Genomic DNA, 20,214 nt, shown 5'->3' with positions numbered 1-20,214 from the left:
TTATTTATTTTCAGCGTTATCAGATTCAGCCAATACCGCTTTGTCCGCAGCACTGTCAACAATCAAAGTTACATGGTTTGATCTTTTTCTAATTCTATGAGCTCTACCTTGAGGGGCAGGTCTTAATCTTTTCAAAACCCTACCACCATCAACTTGAACAGACTTTACAAATAAATCCGCATCTTCAAGATCAAGTTCAGGATTTGCTTGTTGCCAGTTGGCAATTGCAGAAAGCAATAATTTCTCAATTCTAGCAGCACCATGCTTAGATTCAAACTTTAAAATGTTCAAAGCACGATTCACTTTTTCTCCTCTGATAAGATCCACTACCATCCTCATTTTTCTAGGAGAAGTAGGTACGTTATTTAATTTAGCTATTGCTTCCATTATCTCTTACCTTTATCTTTTTTGTTTATATGACCCCTGAAATTTCTGGTCGGTGAAAATTCACCTAGTTTATGTCCTACCATGTTTTCAGTTACATATACTGGAATAAACTTATTCCCGTTATGTACTGCAAAAGTATGACCAACAAAATCAGGAGAAATCATAGATCTTCTTGACCAAGTTTTGATAACCGATTTCTTACCGGAGTCATTCATGTTATCAACTTTCTTCTCAAGACGAAAGTCGATATAAGGTCCTTTTTTTAATGATCTAGCCATCTATTATTTCTTTTTACCGATAATTAATTTATTGGAATATTTCTTAGGCGTTCTGGTTTTTAAACCTTTAGCCAATAAACCTTTTCTTGATCGTGGGTGACCGCCTGAGGCTCTACCCTCACCACCACCCATCGGGTGATCAACTGGGTTCATAACAACTGCTCTTGTTCTAGGTCTTCTTCCCAACCACCGTTTACGACCAGCCTTACCTAATTTCACAATCATGTGATCCGCATTTGACACAGTTCCCACTGTGGCCATGCATGTAGCTAAAACCAATCTCATCTCACCAGAAGGCAATTTCAAAGTCGCATATTTACCATCTCTGGCCAACAATTGAGCATAAGAACCTGCACTTCTTGACATAGCACCACCTGCACCAGGCTTAATTTCAATATTATGGATAATGGTACCCAAAGGTATATCCGATAATGGTAATGCATTTCCCACTTCTGGTGCTATGCCTTTACCTGAAACAATGCTATCTCCTACTTTCAACCCATTGGGAGCCAAGATGTATCTTTTCTCTCCATCAGCATAATGCAACAATGCAATAAAAGCTGTTCTTCCTGGATCATACTCTAAAGTAGCTACTTTAGCAGGAATGTTAAACTTATTCCTTTTAAAGTCAACAATCCTCAAACTCTGCTTATGCCCACCACCTAAGTAGCGCATAGTCATCCGTCCTGAATTGTTTCTTCCACCTGATTTTTTACTTGGAGCCAACAATGACTTTTCGGGAGCCACCTTGCTAAGCTCGGTATAAACCGGTGCTAACCTATATCTTTGTCCAGCTGTAACTGGTCTTAATTTTTTAACTGCCATTTTTCAGATCATTAAATTTCGCTGTAGAAATCGATTACCTCTCCTTCTGCTACAGTTACAATTGCTTTTTTGAAACTAGGCTTTCTTCCAGTAAGAATCCTAGACTTAGTGTAACGAGATTTCTGCTTTCCCAAATATTTCATGGTATTTATACTCTCTACATTTACACCGTAAGTTTTTTCAACCTCAGCTTTAATTTGGATTTTGTTTGCATTGATATCTACAACAAATCCATATTTACCTTTTTCGTTGAGGGCTGAGACTTTTTCCGTTACTAATGGTTTAACTAAAACGCTCATATCTTTTACTTAAATAAGTTTTCAATTTTCTCTAAAGAACCTTCAACGAAAAGCAACTGATCAGCATGAAGTACATCATACGTATTTAATGAATCAACTGTAGTTACTTGCGTATTCTTAATATTTCTTCCAGACAAAACAATGTTTTTATCTACCTCCGGAAGAACCAAAAGTGTCTTTTTATTATCCAAAGACAATTTGTTCAGCATTTCCGTATAGTTCTTAGTTTTCACTTCATTAAAAGTGAATCCCTCTAATACAGAAATCATCTGATCCTTTGCTTTATAAGTTAAAGCCGATTTTCTAGCAACTGCTTTTAACTTTTTATTTAATTTGAAGCTGTAGTCTTTTGGTCTTGGTCCGAATACTCTACCACCACCTTTAAAGATCGGTGACTTAATACTACCAGCACGTGCAGTACCAGTACCTTTTTGCTTTTTGATTTTCCTAGTTGACCCAGAAATTTCCGCTCTCTCTTTAGATTTATGCGTTCCTTGTCTCGCATTAGCCATTTTCTGTTTCACATCTAAATAAATAGCGTGATCATTTGGCTCTATATCAAAGATGGCATCCGATAAAGAAACTTTTCTTCCGGTGTCTTCGCCTGTATGTTTTAAAATTGAAAGCTCCATCTTTATTTCTCTATTATTACAAATGAATTTTTAGCACCTGGTATTGACCCACTTACTAATAGTAAGTTCTTCTCAGGGATAATCTTCAACACCTTTAAGTTGGTGTTCTTAACTCTCTCCCCACCTGTTCTACCAGCCATACGCATACCCGGAAATACTCTTGCCGGATAAGAAGCACCACCGATCGAACCCGGTGCTCTTTGTCTATTATGTTGACCGTGAGTCGCTTGACCAACCCCACCGAAACCATGACGTTTTACAACACCTTGGAATCCTTTACCTTTGGAAGAACCTGCAACATCAACAAAATCACCTTCTTCAAAAACATCGCTGATGGTCACTGTCTGACCTAAACTATAGTTATCCACGAAAGTGTCGTAACCTTCGTATTCACGAAACTCAGCTAGTTTCTTCTTAGGCGTTGTTTGAGCATTTTTAAAATGCCCCTGCAATGCTTTTGGTGTATTCTTCTCCTTGCGCTCGTCATAGCCCAATTGAATAGCAGAATAACCATCGGTCTCCTCTTTTTTTACTTGTGTAACCACACAAGGACCAGCCTCTATCACCGTGCATGCGACATTTCGTCCATCGACACCGTAGATACTAGTCATTCCGATTTTTTTTCCTATTATTCCAGACATTATTAAGTTTGATTAACAACCTTTAAACGGGTTTTACCGTAGCTTTTCCCGAAAGGACTGCAAAGTTAGTAAAATATTATAAGCTACAAAACTTACAACACTAAAAAATACTAAATTCTAAAAAAGAAAAACCAATGATTCACAGACCATTGGTTTTCTCATTTTTAATATTGTACAATTACACCTTAATCTCTACATCAACTCCACTAGGAAGCTCAAGTTTCATTAAAGCATCAACGGTTTTCGCACTATTTGAATAAATATCAACCAATCTTTTGAAAGTACACAATTGATATTGTTCACGTGATTTTTTATTCACATGCGGTGAACGCAATACTGTAAAAATCTCTTTTTCAGTAGGCAAAGGAATAGGACCACTCACTACTGCACCTGTTGTCTTTACAGCTCTCACAATTTTCTCAGAAGACTTGTCTACTAAATTGTGATCGTATGATTTTAACTTTATTCTAATTTTTTGATTCATGATTCCTAATTATTTAACAGTCTCCCCTTTTGATTTTGCAATAACTTCATCCGCAATATTTCGAGGAACTGGGTCATAGTGTGAAAAAGTTAAGGATGCAGTCGCTCTACCAGAACTAATGGTTCTTAAGTCAGTAACATATCCAAATAATTCAGACAATGGAACGTCAGCTCTAATTACCTGAGCAGCACCTTTAGGATCCATCCCTTTCATCAAACCTCTTCTTTTATTTAAATCGCCTGTAACAGGGCCAGTGTATTCTTCTGGAGTAAGAACTTCCACCTTCATCACAGGCTCTAACAATTGAGGTCCTGCCTTCTTAGCTGCTTCTTTAAAACCAATTCTTGCTGCCAACTCAAAAGATAAAGCATCTGAATCGACATCATGGAAACTACCATGATATAATTCAACTTTCATTGCCTCAATAGGATATCCAGCTAAAGGACCATTTGACATTGCCTCAGTAAATCCTTTTTGAATTGCCGGAATAAATTCCTTAGGAATTACACCGCCAGTGATTTTATTATCGAATTGCAAACCAGGTTGAATTTCACCTTTTTCATCTGGTTCAGCAGGAGACAATTTAAATACGATATCAGCAAACTTACCTTTACCACCTGATTGCTTCTTATAAACCTCTTTGTGATCTACTAAGCTCGATATAGCTTCTTTGTAAGCAACCTGAGGAGCACCTTGATTAATATCAACTTTAAATTCTCTTTTCAAACGATCCATGATGATATCCAAGTGCAACTCTCCCATTCCTCTTAGGATTGTCTGACCAGTTTCTTCATCTGTATTTACCAATAAAGTTGGATCTTCCTCTACCAATTTTGCAATCGCCATACCCATTTTATCCACATCGGCTTGAGTCTTAGGTTCGATAGCATAACCGATAACTGGCTCAGGGAATGTCATTGATTCAAGAACAATTTTATGTTTCTCGTTACAAAGCGTATCACCTGTCTTAATATCTTTAAACCCTACAACTGCAGCAATATCACCAGCATGAAGCGTATCAATTTGGTTTTGTTTGTTTGCGTGCATTTGGAAGATTCTTGAAATTCTTTCTTTCTTATTAGTTCTTGTGTTAAACACATAAGAACCAGAATCTAATGTTCCAGAATAAGACCTAACAAAGCATAAGCGTCCAACAAATGGATCCGTAGCAATCTTAAATGCTAGAGCTGCGAAAGGATCTTCAGAAGTCGGTTTTCTACTTGTTTTCTCATCTGTATCAGGATTTGTCCCAACAATATTATCTCTATCTAATGGAGAAGGTAATAATTCCATTACATAGTTCAATAAAGTTTGAACTCCTTTATTTTTGAATGCTGAACCGCATAACATCGGAACAAAAGCTAAATCTAAAGTAGCAGCTCTTAAAGCAGCGATTACTTCATCTCTAGTAATAGATTCAGGATCTTCAAAGTATTTCTCCATTAAAGACTCATCATACTCTGCAACAGATTCTAATAAGTGCTCGCGATATTCGCTCACCTCATCTTGCATATCTGCAGGTATTTCTATCTCTTCCCATGTCATCCCTTGATCTTCATCATTCCAAACAAAGGCTTTCATTTCAACTAAATCAACAACACCTTTAAAATTACCCTCTGCACCGATAGGTAATTGTAAAGGAACTGACTTAGTACCTAACATTTCCTTAACTTGCTTACACACGTTTAAGAAGTCTGCTCCGTCTCGGTCCATTTTATTAACAAAACCAAGCCTAGAAACATTATAATTGTCAGCCAGTCTCCAGTTAGTTTCAGATTGAGGTTCAACACCATCAACCGCACTAAACAAGAAAACTAAACCATCCAAAACTCTTAATGATCTGTTTACTTCTACAGTAAAATCAACGTGACCTGGAGTATCAATAATATTAATATGATACTCTTCGTCTTTGTAAGGCCAGAAAACAGTTGTCGCGGCAGAAGTAATTGTAATCCCTCTTTCTTGCTCCTGTTCCATCCAGTCCATAGTGGCCGCACCATCATGAACCTCTCCTAATTTGTGACTTACACCAGTATAGTATAAAATCCTTTCTGTAGTAGTAGTTTTTCCGGCATCGATATGAGCTGCGATACCTATATTACGTGTTAGTCTGAGATCTCTTGCCATTATAATTAGCTTTTAAAATCTAAAATGAGAAAATGCTTTATTTGCTTCAGCCATTCTGTGCGTATCATCCTTCTTTTTGATAGCAGCTCCTTCACCTTTGGAAGCAGCGATGACTTCACCGGCTAAACGTTCGGTCATGGTTTTTTCACCTCTTTTTCGTGCGAAAGTGATCATCCATTTGATTCCCAATGAAATCTTTCTTTCAGGACGAACCTCAAGAGGCACTTGAAATGTTGCTCCACCAACCCTTCTACTTTTCACTTCAACAGCAGGAGAAATATTGGATAAAGCTTTTTTCCAAACTTCCAATCCGTTCTCTTTTGTTTTTTCTTCTACCATACTTAATGCATCATAGAAAATGCTGTAAGCAATACTTTTCTTTCCATCCACCATAAGGTAGTTCACAAACTTTGTTACCAAAGTATCCCCAAACTTAGGATCTGGAAGAATATATCGTTTTTTTGGTTTTGCTTTCCTCATCTTATTTTATTTCTTAGGTCTTTTTGCTCCGTATTTTGATCTTCTTTGAGTACGTCCGTTTACACCGGCAGTATCCAATGCTCCCCTGATGATGTGATATCTCACACCGGGTAAATCTTTAACTCTTCCACCCCTAATCAACACTATTGAGTGTTCTTGTAGGTTGTGACCTTCACCAGGGATGTACGCATTCACTTCTTTTTGATTGGTTAACCTAACCCTAGCCACTTTTCTCATTGCTGAGTTTGGCTTTTTAGGAGTGGTGGTATAAACACGAGTACATACACCCCTTCTTTGTGGGCAAGAATCCAAAGCAGGAGATTTTGACTTTGAAGTCAATTTCTTTCTACCCTTTTTAACTAATTGTTGTATAGTAGGCATTTATTATAACTTTATCTTCTATTACTACTTGAGATTTTTAGGACTGCAAAGGTAGAAAATCAGATGCATTATCCAAACACATCTGATTAAATATTTTCACAATCCTCTAATTTATAAGGAATAAGCTTAAGCTTCTCCAACATTTGACCCAAAATTCATTGGGAATTTCGGAGATTCCTCTGATTGTTTAATAGGTCCGAAATTTTTCTCGTACTTATTGATATTATCCTTTAATGCATTGAGCAACCTTTTTGCATGTTCTGGAGTAACTACAACTCTAGACTTAACTTTTGCTTTTGGTACTCCTGGCATTAAGCGAATAAAATCAATTACAAATTCACTATTAGAGTGCGCCACCATCGCCAAATTAGCATAAACTCCTTCAGCTACATCTTCAGGAAGCTCAATATTAATTTGATTCTGCTGTTTCTTATTTCCTTTTTGTTCCTCCATTTTATATGTTGGATTTATTTGAAAGAGAAAGACTGAATTAAGCTTCAGTCTTTTCTTCTGTTACTTTACTTTCTTTCATGCTATCAAGTTCCTCTTGTGAACCGACAATCATTTCTGTCCAATCTTTCAAACCAGTACCTGCAGGGATTAGATGTCCTACAATTACATTCTCTTTAAGACCTAACAAATGATCAGCTTTACCTCTAATCGAAGCCTCACTTAAAACTTTTGTAGTTTCCTGGAATGATGCCGCTGAAATAAAGCTTTCAGTACCTAAAGATGCTTGGGTTATTCCTTGCAAGTTTGGCTTAGAAACTGCAGGTTCTGCATCTCTGGTTTTTACCAATTTCAAGTCTTTTCTTTTCAGCGTAGAATTTTCATCTCTGAGTTTTCTAGCTGAAATAATTTGACCTGGCTTTAAGTTTGGCGAATCACCTGCTTCAGTCACCACTTTCATGTCTAAAATCCTATCGTTCTCTTCTCTGAAAACAAAGCGATCAACAACTTGATTTGGTAGGAAAGTAGTATCTCCTGATTCTAGTACTTGAACCTTTTGCATCATTTGTCTAACAATTACTTCAATGTGCTTATCGTTAATTTTCACACCTTGTAATCGGTAAACTTCCTGAATCTCATTTACAATATATTCCTGAACTGCAGTTGGACCTTTAATAGACAAGATATCAGAAGGAGTAGTTGCACCATCAGACAATGCATATCCTGCTTTAACAAAGTCATTATCTTGAACTAAGATATGCTTAGAAAGAGAAACTAAATATCTTTTCTTAACACCGTCTTTCGATTCAATGAATATTTCTCTATTTCCTCTTTTGATACCTCCAAAAGTCACTACTCCGTCAATCTCAGATACTACCGCGGGGTTTGAAGGATTCCTTGCTTCAAAAAGCTCAGTTACCCTTGGAAGCCCCCCTGTAATATCCTTAGACTTACTTGTCGATCTTGGTATTTTAGCCAAAATCTGTCCTGGTTTTATTTTTGCACCTTCATCAACTGACAAGTGAGCTCCAACTGGGATATTGTAAGTTTTTGGGTCCTGACCTTTAGTATTAACTATAACTGCAGGGTTTTTAGTTTTATCTTTTGTATCAATAATAACTTTTTCCCTGTGGCCAGTTTGTTCATCAGATTCCTCTTTATAAGTAATTCCTTCTTCTATGCTTTCAAATTCTGTTACACCTTCGAATTCAGAAAGAATTACCGCATTATATGGATCCCAGAAACAAAGTTCCTGATCTTTTTCTACTTTCTCTCCTTCTTTAACTTTAAGAGTAGCACTGTAAGGAACATGATTACTCATTAAAACCTTTTTGCTCTTAGGATCGATGATCTTAATTTCGCCAGACCTACCCATAACAACAGTTCTTGATTCACCTTCATCGTCAGTAGATTGAATTGCTCTTAAGTCTTCGAACTCTACAACACCAGCAGTTTTGGCTTTAATTGTAGCTTCTACAGCAATGTTAGATGCAGTACCCCCAACGTGGAAGGTTCTTAATGTTAACTGAGTACCTGGTTCACCAATAGATTGGGCTGCAATAACACCAACTGAGTCACCTTTTTGTGCAATTTTAGAAGTAGTTAGGTTTCTTCCATAACACTTGCTACAAACCCCTTGTTGAGTTTCACAAGTTAAAACAGATCTAATTTCAACTTCCTCAATTATTGCCTCGTCAATCTTATCGCAAATATCATCAGTGATAGTTTCACCAGATTCTACAATTAGCTCCTCAGTTTGTGGATGGTAAACATCATGCACACTTACTCGACCTAATATTCTTTCTGCTAAAGATTCAACAATTTCGTCATTATCTTTTAATGCCGAAACTGTAAGACCTCTAAGTGTTCCGCAATCTACTTCATTTACAACCACATCCTGAGCAACATCAACAAGTCTTCTTGTTAAGTAACCAGCATCAGCTGTTTTCAATGCAGTATCTGCAAGACCTTTTCTAGCACCGTGGGTTGAAATAAAGTACTCAATTACATCTAGCCCCTCACGGAAGTTAGATAGAATTGGGTTTTCAATAATACCACCAACAGAACCGGCAAGATTTTTTTGTGGCTTAGCCATCAAACCTCTCATACCACCCAACTGACGGATTTGCTCTCTTGATCCACGAGCACCAGAGTGCATCATCATATAGATAGAGTTAAACCCTTGATTATCTTCCTCTAATTGTTGCATTAGAGTATTAGTCAATTGAGAGTTAATTCTAGTCCAAATATCAATTACTTGATTGTATCGCTCATTATCAGTAATAAGACCCATTAAGTAGTTATTCCAAACTGCGTCAACTTCTTCTTTGGCTTGTTCAACTAAAGTGTCTTTTACTTCTGGAACCATAATATCACCAAGTCCCATTGAAAGACCACCTTTGTAGGCACTTTGGAATCCTAATTCTTTAATGTCGTCCAAGAATTTCGCAGTTTTAGCTGAACCTGCTAATTTATAAACATGAGCGATAATACCCTGTAGGTTTTTCTTAGTCAATAATTGATCAATATAACCAACTTCAGCAGGCACACTTTCATTGAAAATAACTCTACCAGCAACTGTTTCTATTATCTTAGTTTCAAGCTCACCATCAGCATTACGAACTTTAGTTCTTAATTTAATATTGGCATGTTTCGAAACTTTTTGTTCATTGATAGCAATGATAACTTCTTCTGCACTATAGAATACTTTTCCTTCACCTAGTACAGGCTCCTCCTTCGTAGATTTTCTACCTTTGGATACATAATATAAACCTAGAACCATATCCTGAGAAGGAACAGTAATAGGAGCCCCGTTTGCTGGGTTCAAAATATTATGTGAAGAAAGCATTAAAGTAGAAGCTTCCAAGATTGCTTCATGTCCTAATGGTACATGAACAGCCATCTGGTCACCATCAAAATCGGCATTAAATGCTGTACATGCTAACGGGTGTAATTGGATTGCTTTTCCTTCAATTAATTTAGGCTGAAATGCCTGGATACCTAACCTGTGAAGAGTTGGTGCTCTGTTCAATAGGACAGGATGTCCTTTCATCACGTTCTCCAAGATATCCCAAACCACAGGATCCTTTCTGTCAACAATCTTTTTGGCTGATTTAACAGTTTTGACAATACCCCTTTCAATTAATTTACGGATAATGAATGGCTTAAATAGCTCTGCAGCCATATTTTTAGGTAAACCACATTCATGCATTTTCAATTCAGGTCCTACCACAATAACAGAACGACCTGAATAATCTACCCTTTTACCTAGCAAGTTTTGACGGAATCTACCCTGCTTACCTTTCAGCATATCAGAAAGAGATTTCAAGGCTCTGTTTCCATCAGATCTTACTGCATTTACTTTTCTAGAATTATCGAACAATGAATCAACCGCTTCTTGTAGCATCCTTTTTTCATTCCTAAGGATTACTTCAGGAGCTTTGATATCGATCAATCTTTTAAGACGATTATTTCTGATAATTACTCTCCTGTATAAATCATTTAAATCAGAAGTAGCAAATCTACCACCATCTAATGGAACCAAAGGTCTCAATTCTGGTGGAATAACAGGTACCATTCTGATGATCATCCATTCAGGACGGTTTTCAATTCTTGTTCTAGCATCACGGAAAGCTTCAACTACTCTCAATCTTTTTAAAGCTTCTGCTTTTCTTTGCTGAGAAGTATCAGTAGCTGCTTGATGTCTTAATTCGTAAGAAAGTTCATCCAACTGGATTCTGTTCAATAACATATCCAATGATTCCGCACCCATTTTGGCAATGAATTTGTTAGGATCGTCATCGTCTAACTTCTGATTTTCTGCAGGAAGCTTGTCTAAAATATCTAAATACTCATCTTCCGTCAAGAAATCCATGTGCGCAATTCCATCCTCTTCCTTTACACCAGGCTGTATAACAACATACCTTTCGTAATAAATAATTTGGTCAAGCTTTTTGGTCGGTAAACCTAATAAATAACCAATTTTGTTAGGTAAAGATTTGAAATACCAGATATGAGCAACAGGCACAACCAATTCGATGTGACCCATTCTTTCTCTACGTACTTTTTTCTCAGTTACTTCAACACCACATCTATCACAGATAATGCCTTTGTATCTGATTCTTTTATATTTCCCACAATGACATTCCCAGTCTTTAACCGGACCGAATATTCTTTCACAGAACAAACCACCCATTTCCGGCTTATAAGTTCTGTAATTGATAGTTTCTGGCTGTGTGACTTCACCGTGTGAGCTTTCCAAAATAGATTCTGGAGAAGCTAAACTAATGGTGATTTTAGAGAAGTCAGTGTTAATCTTTTTATTTTTTTTGAACGCCATAATAAATGTATCTAAATGGGGTCAGTAACAACCCCGATAAAACAATTGAAATTAGTCTAAAGTGATTTCTAACGCTAAACCTCTTAACTCATGAACCAATACATTGAAAGATTCAGGAATGTTTGGTTTACCCATATTTTCACCTTTAACAATAGCTTCATAGGCTTTAGCTCTCCCAATCACATCATCAGATTTGATTGTTAGAATCTCTTGAAGAACATGAGAAGCACCAAATGCCTCTAATGCCCAAACCTCCATCTCACCGAAACGCTGACCACCAAATTGTGCTTTACCACCCAATGGCTGTTGTGTAATCAATGAGTATGGTCCGATAGAACGAGCATGCATCTTATCATCAATTAAGTGACCTAATTTCAGCATGTAAATAACTCCAACAGTAACCTTTTGATCAAATCTGTCACCTGTTAGGCCATCATATAAATGAGTTCTACCAAATTCCGGAAGACCTGCCTCAGCTAATTCAGCAGAAACCTCATCCGAAGATGCACCATCAAAAATAGGTGTAGCATATTTTCTGCCTAATTTAAGTCCTGCCCAACCAAGAACAGTCTCATAAATCTGACCAATGTTCATCCTTGAAGGTACACCTAATGGGTTCAATACAATATCAACCGGTGTTCCGTCTTCCAAGAATGGCATATCTTCGTCACGAACAATTTTGGCTACAACACCTTTGTTTCCGTGACGACCAGCCATTTTATCACCTACTTTCAATTTACGTTTTTTAGCAACATAAACTTTAGCAAGCTGAACTATACCTGCCGGTAATTCATCTCCTACCTCTATAGTAAACCTTTCTCTTTTGAACTTACCAGCTATTTCGTTTCTTCTCTTGTTGTAATTTCTTACTAAATCAACGATAAGCTTATTTGTATTGTCATCATTAGTCCAATTATCAAGGATTAAGTCAGAAATCAAATTCACCTCTTCTGGTACATTGTAGTTACTTTCATCTCTGTAAATATTCTTCTCAGGGAATAAGTTCTTTTCAATGTTAGTTTTAGAGAACTTAACACCTTTGCTCATTATCTCATCACCAAACTTATGTTTGATACCTTGACAAGTCTTTCCTTCAAGCAAAGTAGCTAACTTCTCAATTTTCAGATTTCTTAATTTCAATAACTGGCGGCTATATTCCTTAGCAAGAACAACTACCTCTTTCTTAGCATCAGCTCTCCCGTCTTTATCTTTTTTGTGTCTAGCAAATAACTTAGTATCGATAACAACACCTCTTAAGGAAGGAGATGCTTTCATTGATGCATCTTTGACGTCACCGGCTTTGTCACCAAAGATTGCTCTTAAAAGCTTTTCTTCAGGAGTTGGATCCGTTTCACCTTTAGGTGTTATTTTACCAATTAAAATATCTCCTTCTTTGATTTCAGTACCTGTTCTGATGATTCCATTTTCATCGAGGTTTTTAACTGCCTCTTCACTGACATTTGGAATTTCAGAAGTAAGTTCTTCTTCACCTCGCTTAGTATCTCTAACTTCTAATTCAAATTCTTCGATATGAATTGAAGTAAATATATCTTCTCGTACTACTCTTTCGGAAATTACAATTGCATCCTCAAAGTTGTAACCTTGCCATGGCATAAATGCCACCTTCATATTACGTCCAATGGCCAATTCTCCTTTTTCAGTAGCATAACCATCACAAAGGATTTGTCCTTTGGTAACTCTGTCTCCTTTATAAACTATTGATCTAAGATTGATAGTAGTATTTTGGTTTGTTCTCCTGAATTTGATTAAATCATAAACTCTCTCATCATCTTCAAAAGAAACCAATTGCTCCTCATCGTTCATATCATACTTGATCACGATCTTCGTTGCATCAACAAAAGTAACAACTCCGTCTTTTTCTGCTACTATCATAGATCTAGAGTCACTGGCAACTCTTCCTTCAAGACCCGTACCAACGATTGGCGCTTCTGGTCTTAATAATGGAACTGCTTGACGCTGCATGTTTGAACCCATCAAAGCTCTGTTTGCATCATCATGCTCCAAGAAAGGAATCATAGATGCTGCAACTGATACAATTTGGTTAGGCGCTATATCCATGTACGAAAGCTCTTTCGGCTCTAGAACAGGGAAATCACCTTCAAATCTAGCTTTAACTCTATCATTCAGATATTTTCCTCCATCATCAATTGGTGCATTAGCCTGTGCAATGTTGTGATCATCTTCCTCTTCAGCTGTAAGGTATAGTACATTACCACTCATATCCACTTTACCGCCTTCAACTTTTCTGTAAGGCGTTTCAATGAAGCCCATGCTATTTACTTTGGCATGAACACAAAGAGATGAAATCAATCCAATATTGGGACCTTCTGGTGTTTCAATGGTACAAAGCCTGCCGTAGTGAGTATAATGAACATCACGAACCTCAAATCCTGCACGCTCCCTAGAAAGACCACCAGGCCCTAAAGCTGACATTCTTCTTTTGTGTGTAACCTCTGATAATGGATTCGTTTGATCCATGAACTGAGATAATTGGTTGGTTCCAAAGAAAGAATTAATAACAGAAGATAAAGTCCTAGCGTTGATCAAATCAACAGGCTTGAAGTCTTCATTATCTCTAACGTTCATTCTTTCTCTAATAGTTCTAGCCATTCTAGCTAAACCAACTCCAAACTGAGCGTACAATTGTTCCCCTACTGTTCTAACTCTTCTATTACTAAGGTGATCAATATCATCAACAATTGCTTTAGAATTAATCAATCCGATTAAGTATTTCACAATATGGATAATATCCACTTTCGTCAATACTTTAGTTTCAGCATCAATATCTAATCCTAATTTTTTATTGATTCTATATCTCCCAACCTCACCTAAGTCATATCTTTTCTCAGAAAAGAAAAGATTTTGTATAATTTCTCTTGCTGTTGCTTCATCAGGAGCCTCAGTATTACGCAGTTGACGATAAATCTGTTCAACCGCTTCTTTCTCTGAGTTAGAGTTGTCCTTTTGAAGTGTATTATAAACAATGCTGTAGTCAGTAATATTCACATCAGTTCTATGAAGAATGATGGATTTAACCCCTGCATCTATAATCAATTCTATATCTTCTTCCTCAATAACGGAATCCCTTTCTAGCAAGACCTCGTTTCTGTCAATAGATACTACTTCCCCAGTATCTTCGTCTACGAAATCTTCCGTCCAAGTTTTTAGAACCCTTGCTGCCAATTTACGGCCAATCACCTTTTTAAGCGCAGCTTTAGTACCATCCACTTCTTCAGAAAGATTAAAAAGATCTAGGATATCCTTATCAGAACCGTACCCAATAGCACGTAATAAAGTAGTAACTGGGAATTTTTTCTTTCTGTCGATATATGCGTACATGACATTATTAACGTCAGTCGCAAATTCTATCCAAGATCCTTTAAAAGGTATAATTCTTGCAGAATATAATTTGGTTCCGTTTGTATGTTTACTTTGGGCAAAGAAAACACCTGGTGACCTGTGCAACTGAGATACAATTACACGTTCAGCACCATTAATGATAAATGAGCCCTTTTCGGTCATGTATGGGATATTACCCAAAAACACCTCTTGCTCAATTGTTTCAAAGTCTTCATTATCCTCATCATTGCAAATCAACCGAAGTTTTGCTTTCAAAGGAACAGAATAAGTTAATCCTCTATCAATACATCCATCAATATCATATTTTGGTGGATCAACAAGATAGTCAACAAATTCCAAAACAAAATTCTCTCTAGAATCTGAGATTGGAAAGTTTTCTTGAAATACTTTAAAAATTCCTTCTTCAGCTCTTTTTTCAGCGGGAGTTTCCAATTGGAAAAAATCCTGGAAAGATTGGAGTTGAACATCAAGGAAATCAGGATAATCAATTACTGTTTTAATAGACGAGAAATTGATTCTTTCAGATTGATTTATATTAGCCAAGGCTCTGAATATTTAAAGTTATTGTAAATCTATAATGTGCATTTTATGCACTATCCTGTTTCATAAATTAGTACAAACAGGAAAAGACCTGACCACGAAAATGCATTAACATCATCGGGGACCAGGCCTAATTTCTTGGGCAGAAATCAGTTAATCCTTTCAGGATCAACTTATTACTTCAATTCAACTTCTGCTCCAGCTTCTTCAAGTTGCTTTTTAAGCGCCTCTGCTTCGTCTTTAGCTACTCCTTCTTTTACTGCTTTTGGAGCACCGTCAACTAATTCTTTTGCTTCTTTCAAGCCTAAACCTGTCAATTCTTTAACAGCTTTAACTACTTGTAATTTAGCAGCACCAGCAGAAGTTAATACAACATCAAAAGATGTTTTTTCTTCCGCTGCATCTCCACCGCCAGCACCACCAGCTGCCATAACAGGCGCTGCTGCCGCAGCAGGTTCGATACCGTGTGTTTCTTTAAGGTAATCAGCAAGTTCATTAACTTCTTTTACTGTTAATTCTACTAATTGATCTCCAATTGCTTTGATATCAGCCATGATTGTGTTATTTAAATTTTAATGATTTTGTTCTAGTAATTTGTTAATTATTGTGCTCTTTCTTCAAGCGCTTTTACTAATCCTGATACTTTGTGACCACCACTCTGAAGCGCAGAAATAACATTTTTGGCAGGAGACTGTAGTAAACCTACAATATCGCCAATCATTTCTGTCTTAGACTTCAATTCGCTAAGTGGAGTTAAGTGCTCTGCACCAACATATATATCAGTATCTATAGCAGCAGCTTTGAATAAAGGCCTTTCTGTGTCGTTTTTCTTATGAAATTCTTTAATCGCCTTGGCAGGTGCATTACCTACTTCAGGAGAAAAAAGTATCCCTGAGAAACCTTTTAATGATTTAAACATTGCAGAATAATCTTCTTCCTGCTTCTCCAATGCTTTTTGTATCAAGGAATTCTTAACTACTTTGTATTCCAAACCTTTTTCGAAACATAGTTGACGAAAAGCATTGGTTTGTGCAACACTCATCCCTGAACCATCAGCCAGATAAAAGTGCGGAAATTCCGTAAATTTTTCTGTAAGTTCCTCTATAAGTTGTCCTTTTTCTTTTCTATTCATATTAAATTCCAGCTATAGAGTTTTTATCAATTGAGATTCCCTTGCTCATCGTAGATGACATGGTCATACTCATGAAATACGTACCTTTAGATGAAGCTGGTTTCAGCTTCGCTAAAGTTTGAATTAATTCGTTAGCGTTTTCAGTAATTTTCTCTTGCGAGAAGGAAGCTTTACCGATACTAGCATGAATAATCCCGAACTTGTCCACTTTAAAATCGATTTTACCCGACTTTACCTCTTGAACCGCCTTTCCAACATCAAGCGTAACAGTTCCTGATTTTGGATTCGGCATCAGACCTCTTGGTCCTAGCACCTTACCTAACCTACCTACTTTTGCCATAACAGTAGGCATAGTTACGATAATATCAATATCTGTCCAACCACCTTCAATCTTCTTGATATAGTCGTCTAACCCTACATAATCAGCTCCAGCATCTTTAGCTTCCTGCTCTTTATCAGGAGTAACTAAAGCCAATACTTTCACATCTTTACCTGTACCATGAGGAAGTGCAACAACACCCCTAACCATTTGGTCGGCTTTACGAGGATCTACACCCAATCTTATATCAAGGTCAACAGAAGCATCAAACTTGGTTGTTGTAATTTCTTTCACAAGCGCTGAAGCCTCACTTAAAGCATAAGCTTTTGTAGAGTCTAACTTCTCTGCTGCAATTTTTTGATTTTTAGTAAGCTTTGCCATTTTCCTTTATTTTAAGAATTCCAAGGAGCTTTTCCTGTAACTTTTATACCCATACTTCTTGCAGTACCTGCAACTTGTCGCATGGCTGATTCGATTTTAAAAGCATTCAAATCAGACATTTTGGTCTCAGCAATTTCTTTCACCTGATCCCAAGTCACAGAACCAACCTTATTTCGGTTAGGCTCAGCAGAACCTTTCTTCTTCTTAGAAGCATCCAATAAAAGTACCGGGGCTGGTGGTGTTTTAATCACAAAGTCAAAAGATTTGTCTTTGTAAATTGTGATTACAACCGGCAATACTTGCCCAGCCTTTTCTTGAGTTCTTCCATTAAATTGCTTACAGAACTCCATTATGTTAAGTCCTTTACTACCTAATGCAGGACCAACGGGAGGTGACGGATTTGCAGCTCCCCCTTTAATCTGTAATTTCAGATATCCACTTATTTCCTTAGCCATCTTGCTATTCTGTTTTTTCTACTTGCATGTAATTTAATTCCACAGGAGTATTTCTTCCGAAGATCTTAACCATTACGTTAAGTTTCTTTCTTTCTTCAAAAACCTCCTCAACGGATCCGGTAAACCCACTGAAAGGACCATCCATCACTTTCACTGATTCCCCTACTATATAAGGAGTACTCAGCTTCTCATCCATCTCTTCAGTTTCATCCACTTTTCCTAATATACGGTTCACTTCATTTTGTCGTAAAGGAACCGGCTCTTTCTCATCACCTTGTCCTCCCAAGAATCCGATCACCCCCGGAATACTTGTGATGACGTGATGCGCTTCTCCATGAGAAATATCAGCCGATACAAAAACATAACCAGGAAAAAAATTCTTTTCCCTAACTCGTTTTTTACCGTTCCTCATTTCGTAAACCTTTTCAGTAGGGATAAGAATCTGAGGAATAAAATCTTCTATTTTTTGTCGAGCAATCTCATTTTCAAGATAAGTTTTAATCTTCTTCTCTTGTCCACTTATTACCCGTAAAACATACCATTTAAATTCTGACATTATCTCAATATATCTTAAATGCTAAAATGCATTATAAAACCACTCCATCGCATTATCAAATGCCAAATCTATAACACCAATTAATAGGGCAAAAATCAAAGCTCCAACTAATACCAGAATAGAACTATTCTGTAGCTTGCTGTAAGGCGGCCAAGTCACTTTATATCGCATTTCTGACCACGATTCTTTTAAGAATAAACTTAGTTTTTGCATCTCTTTAATGTGTTAAAATTGCACGGGTGGAGGGACTCGAACCCCCAGCCAATGGTTTTGGAGACCACTACTCTACCAATTGAGCTACACCCGTATTACCAATGCAACTCAAAATGGTCTGCAAAGGTAGATAAAAGTTTTATAAGAAACAAATGCGCTCCCAATTTTTCGAGAGCGCATCGTTTAATTTATTTTATATATCTTAAATATTAGTCTAAGATTTCAGTTACCTGTCCGGCACCTACTGTTCTACCACCTTCACGGATAGCGAAACGTAAACCCTTTTCGCAAGCTACTTTGTTAATCAAGTTAACTTCGATAGTTACGTTATCACCCGGCATAACCATCTCCACGTTTTCAGGAAGTTTGATTTCGCCAGTAACATCAGTTGTTCTCAAGTAGAACTGTGGACGATATTTGTTAAAGAATGGAGTGTGACGTCCACCTTCATCTTTAGAAAGAACATAAACCTCAGCTTTAAAATGAGCATGTGGGTTTACAGAACCTGGCTTACAAATAATCATACCTCTTTTGATTTGAGCTTTTTCAATACCTCTTAACAAAAGACCTACGTTATCACCAGCTTCACCTCTATCTAATATTTTACGGAACATCTCAACACCAGTAACAGTTGATTTAAGACCTTCAGCTCCCATACCGATCAAGTCAACAGGATCGCCAGAGTTTATAACACCTCTTTCGATTCTACCTGTTGCAACAGTACCACGACCAGTAATAGAGAATACATCCTCAACTGGCATTAAGAAATCTTTGTCAGTTAATCTTTCTGGTAATGGAATATAGTCATCAACAGCTTGCATTAACTCGTCAATTTTCTCAACCCACTCTGCTTCACCGTTAAGTGCACCAAGAGCAGAACCAGAAACTACAGGTAAATCATCACCTGGGAAGTCGTAGAAAGAAAGTAATTCTCTTACTTCCATTTCAACTAATTCTAATAACTCCTCATCGTCTACTAAATCTACTTTGTTTAAGAAAGCAACAACAGCAGGAACACCTACCTGACGAGCTAAAAGGATGTGCTCACGAGTTTGTGGCATTGGACCATCAGTAGCGGCAACCACTAAGATAGCACCATCCATTTGTGCAGCACCAGTAACCATGTTTTTCACGTAATCCGCGTGACCTGGACAGTCAACGTGCGCATAGTGACGGTTAGCAGTTGCATACTCAACGTGTGAAGAGTTAATTGTAATACCCCTTTCTTTTTCTTCAGGAGCATTATCGATAGATGAGAAGTCTCTCATCTCTGCAAATCCTTTATCAGACAATACTTTACAGATTGCAGCAGTTAATGTAGTTTTACCATGATCCACGTGTCCGATAGTACCGATATTCACGTGTGGTTTCGAACGGTCAAAGGTTTCTTTAGCCATATTTGAAAAATCCTCAGTTTAGTTAAAATTTATAATATATTTATTCAATAACACTGATTGAGCCAACGAGGGGATTTGAACCCCCGACCTCTTCCTTACCAAGGAAGCACTCTACCCCTGAGCTACATCGGCTTGAAATCATTCAGTGCCCTTACAGGCACATCCTAACAAAGGCAGTGACGTTTCCGTTCTGCCTTAATTTACACCGAAATGCCTATTGTATTATAGAGCGGGAGACGAGGCTCGAACCCGCGACCTGCAGCTTGGAAGGCTGCCGCTCTACCAACTGAGCTACTCCCGCTTGTTTAACGAAAATCAATCTTAAAAAATACAGATATCATTTCAATCAAATTGTAATCCTTTGCCAAAGCTTCGGATTACAAAGTGGGGGAAACAGGATTCGAACCTGTGAAGTCGAAAGACAACGGATTTACAGTCCGTCCCAGTTGGCCGCTTTGGTATTCCCCCAATGGTTTCAATAAGCATTTCCTAAATCCTTTTCGTTTTAGGAAGTGCA

At 37.4% G+C, this 20,214-nt stretch carries 20 protein-coding genes and 4 tRNA genes; all 24 read right to left on the bottom strand.

The window, feature by feature from the left end; all coding sequences use genetic code 11:
- Positions 1-387: a 50S ribosomal protein L22 gene (gene rplV, locus AAC601_RS01390; RefSeq protein ID WP_303272013.1), complete on the bottom strand. Its 387-nt coding sequence runs from the start codon at positions 385-387 to the stop codon at positions 1-3.
- Entirely contained in the window at positions 387-665 is a 279-nt protein-coding gene (rpsS, locus tag AAC601_RS01385; protein WP_303272012.1) for a 30S ribosomal protein S19, read from the bottom strand. The genes rplV and rpsS overlap by 1 nt, the downstream gene beginning before the upstream one ends.
- Positions 666-668: 3 nt before the next feature.
- A complete protein-coding gene (rplB, locus tag AAC601_RS01380) occupies positions 669-1,490 on the bottom strand; it encodes a 50S ribosomal protein L2 (protein ID WP_303272011.1) in 822 nt (273 codons plus the stop codon).
- An 11-nt stretch (positions 1,491-1,501) separates the two neighbouring features.
- Complete coding sequence (gene rplW / locus AAC601_RS01375; protein WP_303272010.1) at positions 1,502-1,789, bottom strand: 50S ribosomal protein L23; 288 nt, start codon at positions 1,787-1,789, stop codon at positions 1,502-1,504.
- 5 nt (positions 1,790-1,794) lie between these two features.
- Positions 1,795-2,421 carry a 50S ribosomal protein L4 gene (gene rplD, locus AAC601_RS01370; RefSeq protein ID WP_340152263.1) on the bottom strand — a complete coding sequence of 209 codons (627 nt, stop codon included), beginning with the start codon at positions 2,419-2,421 and terminating at the stop codon, positions 1,795-1,797.
- 2 nt (positions 2,422-2,423) lie between these two features.
- The gene (rplC, locus tag AAC601_RS01365; RefSeq protein ID WP_303272008.1) at positions 2,424-3,062 is read right to left on the bottom strand and encodes a 50S ribosomal protein L3; all 639 of its coding nucleotides are present in this window, start codon (positions 3,060-3,062) and stop codon (positions 2,424-2,426) included.
- 178 nt (positions 3,063-3,240) lie between these two features.
- Positions 3,241-3,546, bottom strand: coding sequence for a 30S ribosomal protein S10 (gene rpsJ / locus AAC601_RS01360; RefSeq protein ID WP_013455150.1), 306 nt, complete (start codon positions 3,544-3,546; stop codon positions 3,241-3,243).
- Positions 3,547-3,555: 9 nt separating this feature from the next.
- Positions 3,556-5,673 (bottom strand): elongation factor G, encoded by a 2,118-nt coding sequence (gene fusA, locus AAC601_RS01355; RefSeq protein WP_303272006.1) that lies wholly within the window; start codon positions 5,671-5,673, stop codon positions 3,556-3,558.
- 12 nt (positions 5,674-5,685) lie between these two features.
- A complete protein-coding gene (gene rpsG / locus AAC601_RS01350; RefSeq protein WP_303272005.1) occupies positions 5,686-6,153 on the bottom strand; it encodes a 30S ribosomal protein S7 in 468 nt (155 codons plus the stop codon).
- Positions 6,154-6,159: 6 nt separating this feature from the next.
- The gene (gene rpsL, locus AAC601_RS01345) at positions 6,160-6,534 is read right to left on the bottom strand and encodes a 30S ribosomal protein S12 (RefSeq protein ID WP_013455147.1); all 375 of its coding nucleotides are present in this window, start codon (positions 6,532-6,534) and stop codon (positions 6,160-6,162) included.
- 126 nt (positions 6,535-6,660) lie between these two features.
- The gene (locus tag AAC601_RS01340) at positions 6,661-6,987 is read right to left on the bottom strand and encodes a DUF3467 domain-containing protein (RefSeq protein ID WP_303272003.1); all 327 of its coding nucleotides are present in this window, start codon (positions 6,985-6,987) and stop codon (positions 6,661-6,663) included.
- Between the two features lie 37 nt (positions 6,988-7,024).
- A complete protein-coding gene (gene rpoC / locus AAC601_RS01335; RefSeq protein ID WP_340152262.1) occupies positions 7,025-11,323 on the bottom strand; it encodes a DNA-directed RNA polymerase subunit beta' in 4,299 nt (1,432 codons plus the stop codon).
- A gap of 51 nt (positions 11,324-11,374) precedes the next feature.
- Positions 11,375-15,247, bottom strand: a complete 3,873-nt coding sequence (rpoB, locus tag AAC601_RS01330; RefSeq protein WP_303272001.1) for a DNA-directed RNA polymerase subunit beta — start codon at positions 15,245-15,247, stop codon at positions 11,375-11,377.
- Positions 15,248-15,420: 173 nt separating this feature from the next.
- A complete protein-coding gene (gene rplL, locus AAC601_RS01325) occupies positions 15,421-15,798 on the bottom strand; it encodes a 50S ribosomal protein L7/L12 (protein WP_013455143.1) in 378 nt (125 codons plus the stop codon).
- 47 nt (positions 15,799-15,845) lie between these two features.
- Positions 15,846-16,376: a 50S ribosomal protein L10 gene (gene rplJ / locus AAC601_RS01320; RefSeq protein WP_303272000.1), complete on the bottom strand. Its 531-nt coding sequence runs from the start codon at positions 16,374-16,376 to the stop codon at positions 15,846-15,848.
- A 1-nt stretch (position 16,377) separates the two neighbouring features.
- Positions 16,378-17,076 carry a 50S ribosomal protein L1 gene (gene rplA / locus AAC601_RS01315; protein ID WP_303271999.1) on the bottom strand — a complete coding sequence of 233 codons (699 nt, stop codon included), beginning with the start codon at positions 17,074-17,076 and terminating at the stop codon, positions 16,378-16,380.
- An 11-nt stretch (positions 17,077-17,087) separates the two neighbouring features.
- Positions 17,088-17,531 (bottom strand): 50S ribosomal protein L11, encoded by a 444-nt coding sequence (rplK, locus tag AAC601_RS01310; RefSeq protein WP_303271998.1) that lies wholly within the window; start codon positions 17,529-17,531, stop codon positions 17,088-17,090.
- Between the two features lie 4 nt (positions 17,532-17,535).
- Positions 17,536-18,087, bottom strand: coding sequence for a transcription termination/antitermination protein NusG (gene nusG, locus AAC601_RS01305; RefSeq protein ID WP_303271997.1), 552 nt, complete (start codon positions 18,085-18,087; stop codon positions 17,536-17,538).
- 21 nt (positions 18,088-18,108) lie between these two features.
- A complete protein-coding gene (gene secE / locus AAC601_RS01300; protein WP_013455138.1) occupies positions 18,109-18,300 on the bottom strand; it encodes a preprotein translocase subunit SecE in 192 nt (63 codons plus the stop codon).
- A 21-nt stretch (positions 18,301-18,321) separates the two neighbouring features.
- Positions 18,322-18,394: transfer RNA gene (locus tag AAC601_RS01295), tRNA-Trp, on the bottom strand.
- Between the two features lie 115 nt (positions 18,395-18,509).
- Positions 18,510-19,697 carry an elongation factor Tu gene (gene tuf / locus AAC601_RS01290; protein WP_303271996.1) on the bottom strand — a complete coding sequence of 396 codons (1,188 nt, stop codon included), beginning with the start codon at positions 19,695-19,697 and terminating at the stop codon, positions 18,510-18,512.
- A 60-nt stretch (positions 19,698-19,757) separates the two neighbouring features.
- A tRNA-Thr gene (locus AAC601_RS01285) sits at positions 19,758-19,829 on the bottom strand.
- A 96-nt stretch (positions 19,830-19,925) separates the two neighbouring features.
- Positions 19,926-19,998, bottom strand: a tRNA-Gly gene (locus AAC601_RS01280).
- A gap of 84 nt (positions 19,999-20,082) precedes the next feature.
- Positions 20,083-20,165 (bottom strand) — tRNA-Tyr (locus AAC601_RS01275).
- Positions 20,166-20,214 lie beyond the last annotated feature (49 nt).

This window comes from uncultured Marivirga sp. (assembly GCF_963974845.1).
GTDB classification, from domain to species: domain Bacteria; phylum Bacteroidota; class Bacteroidia; order Cytophagales; family Cyclobacteriaceae; genus Marivirga; species Marivirga harenae.
This window is presented reverse-complemented; position numbering and strand designations above follow the sequence as displayed.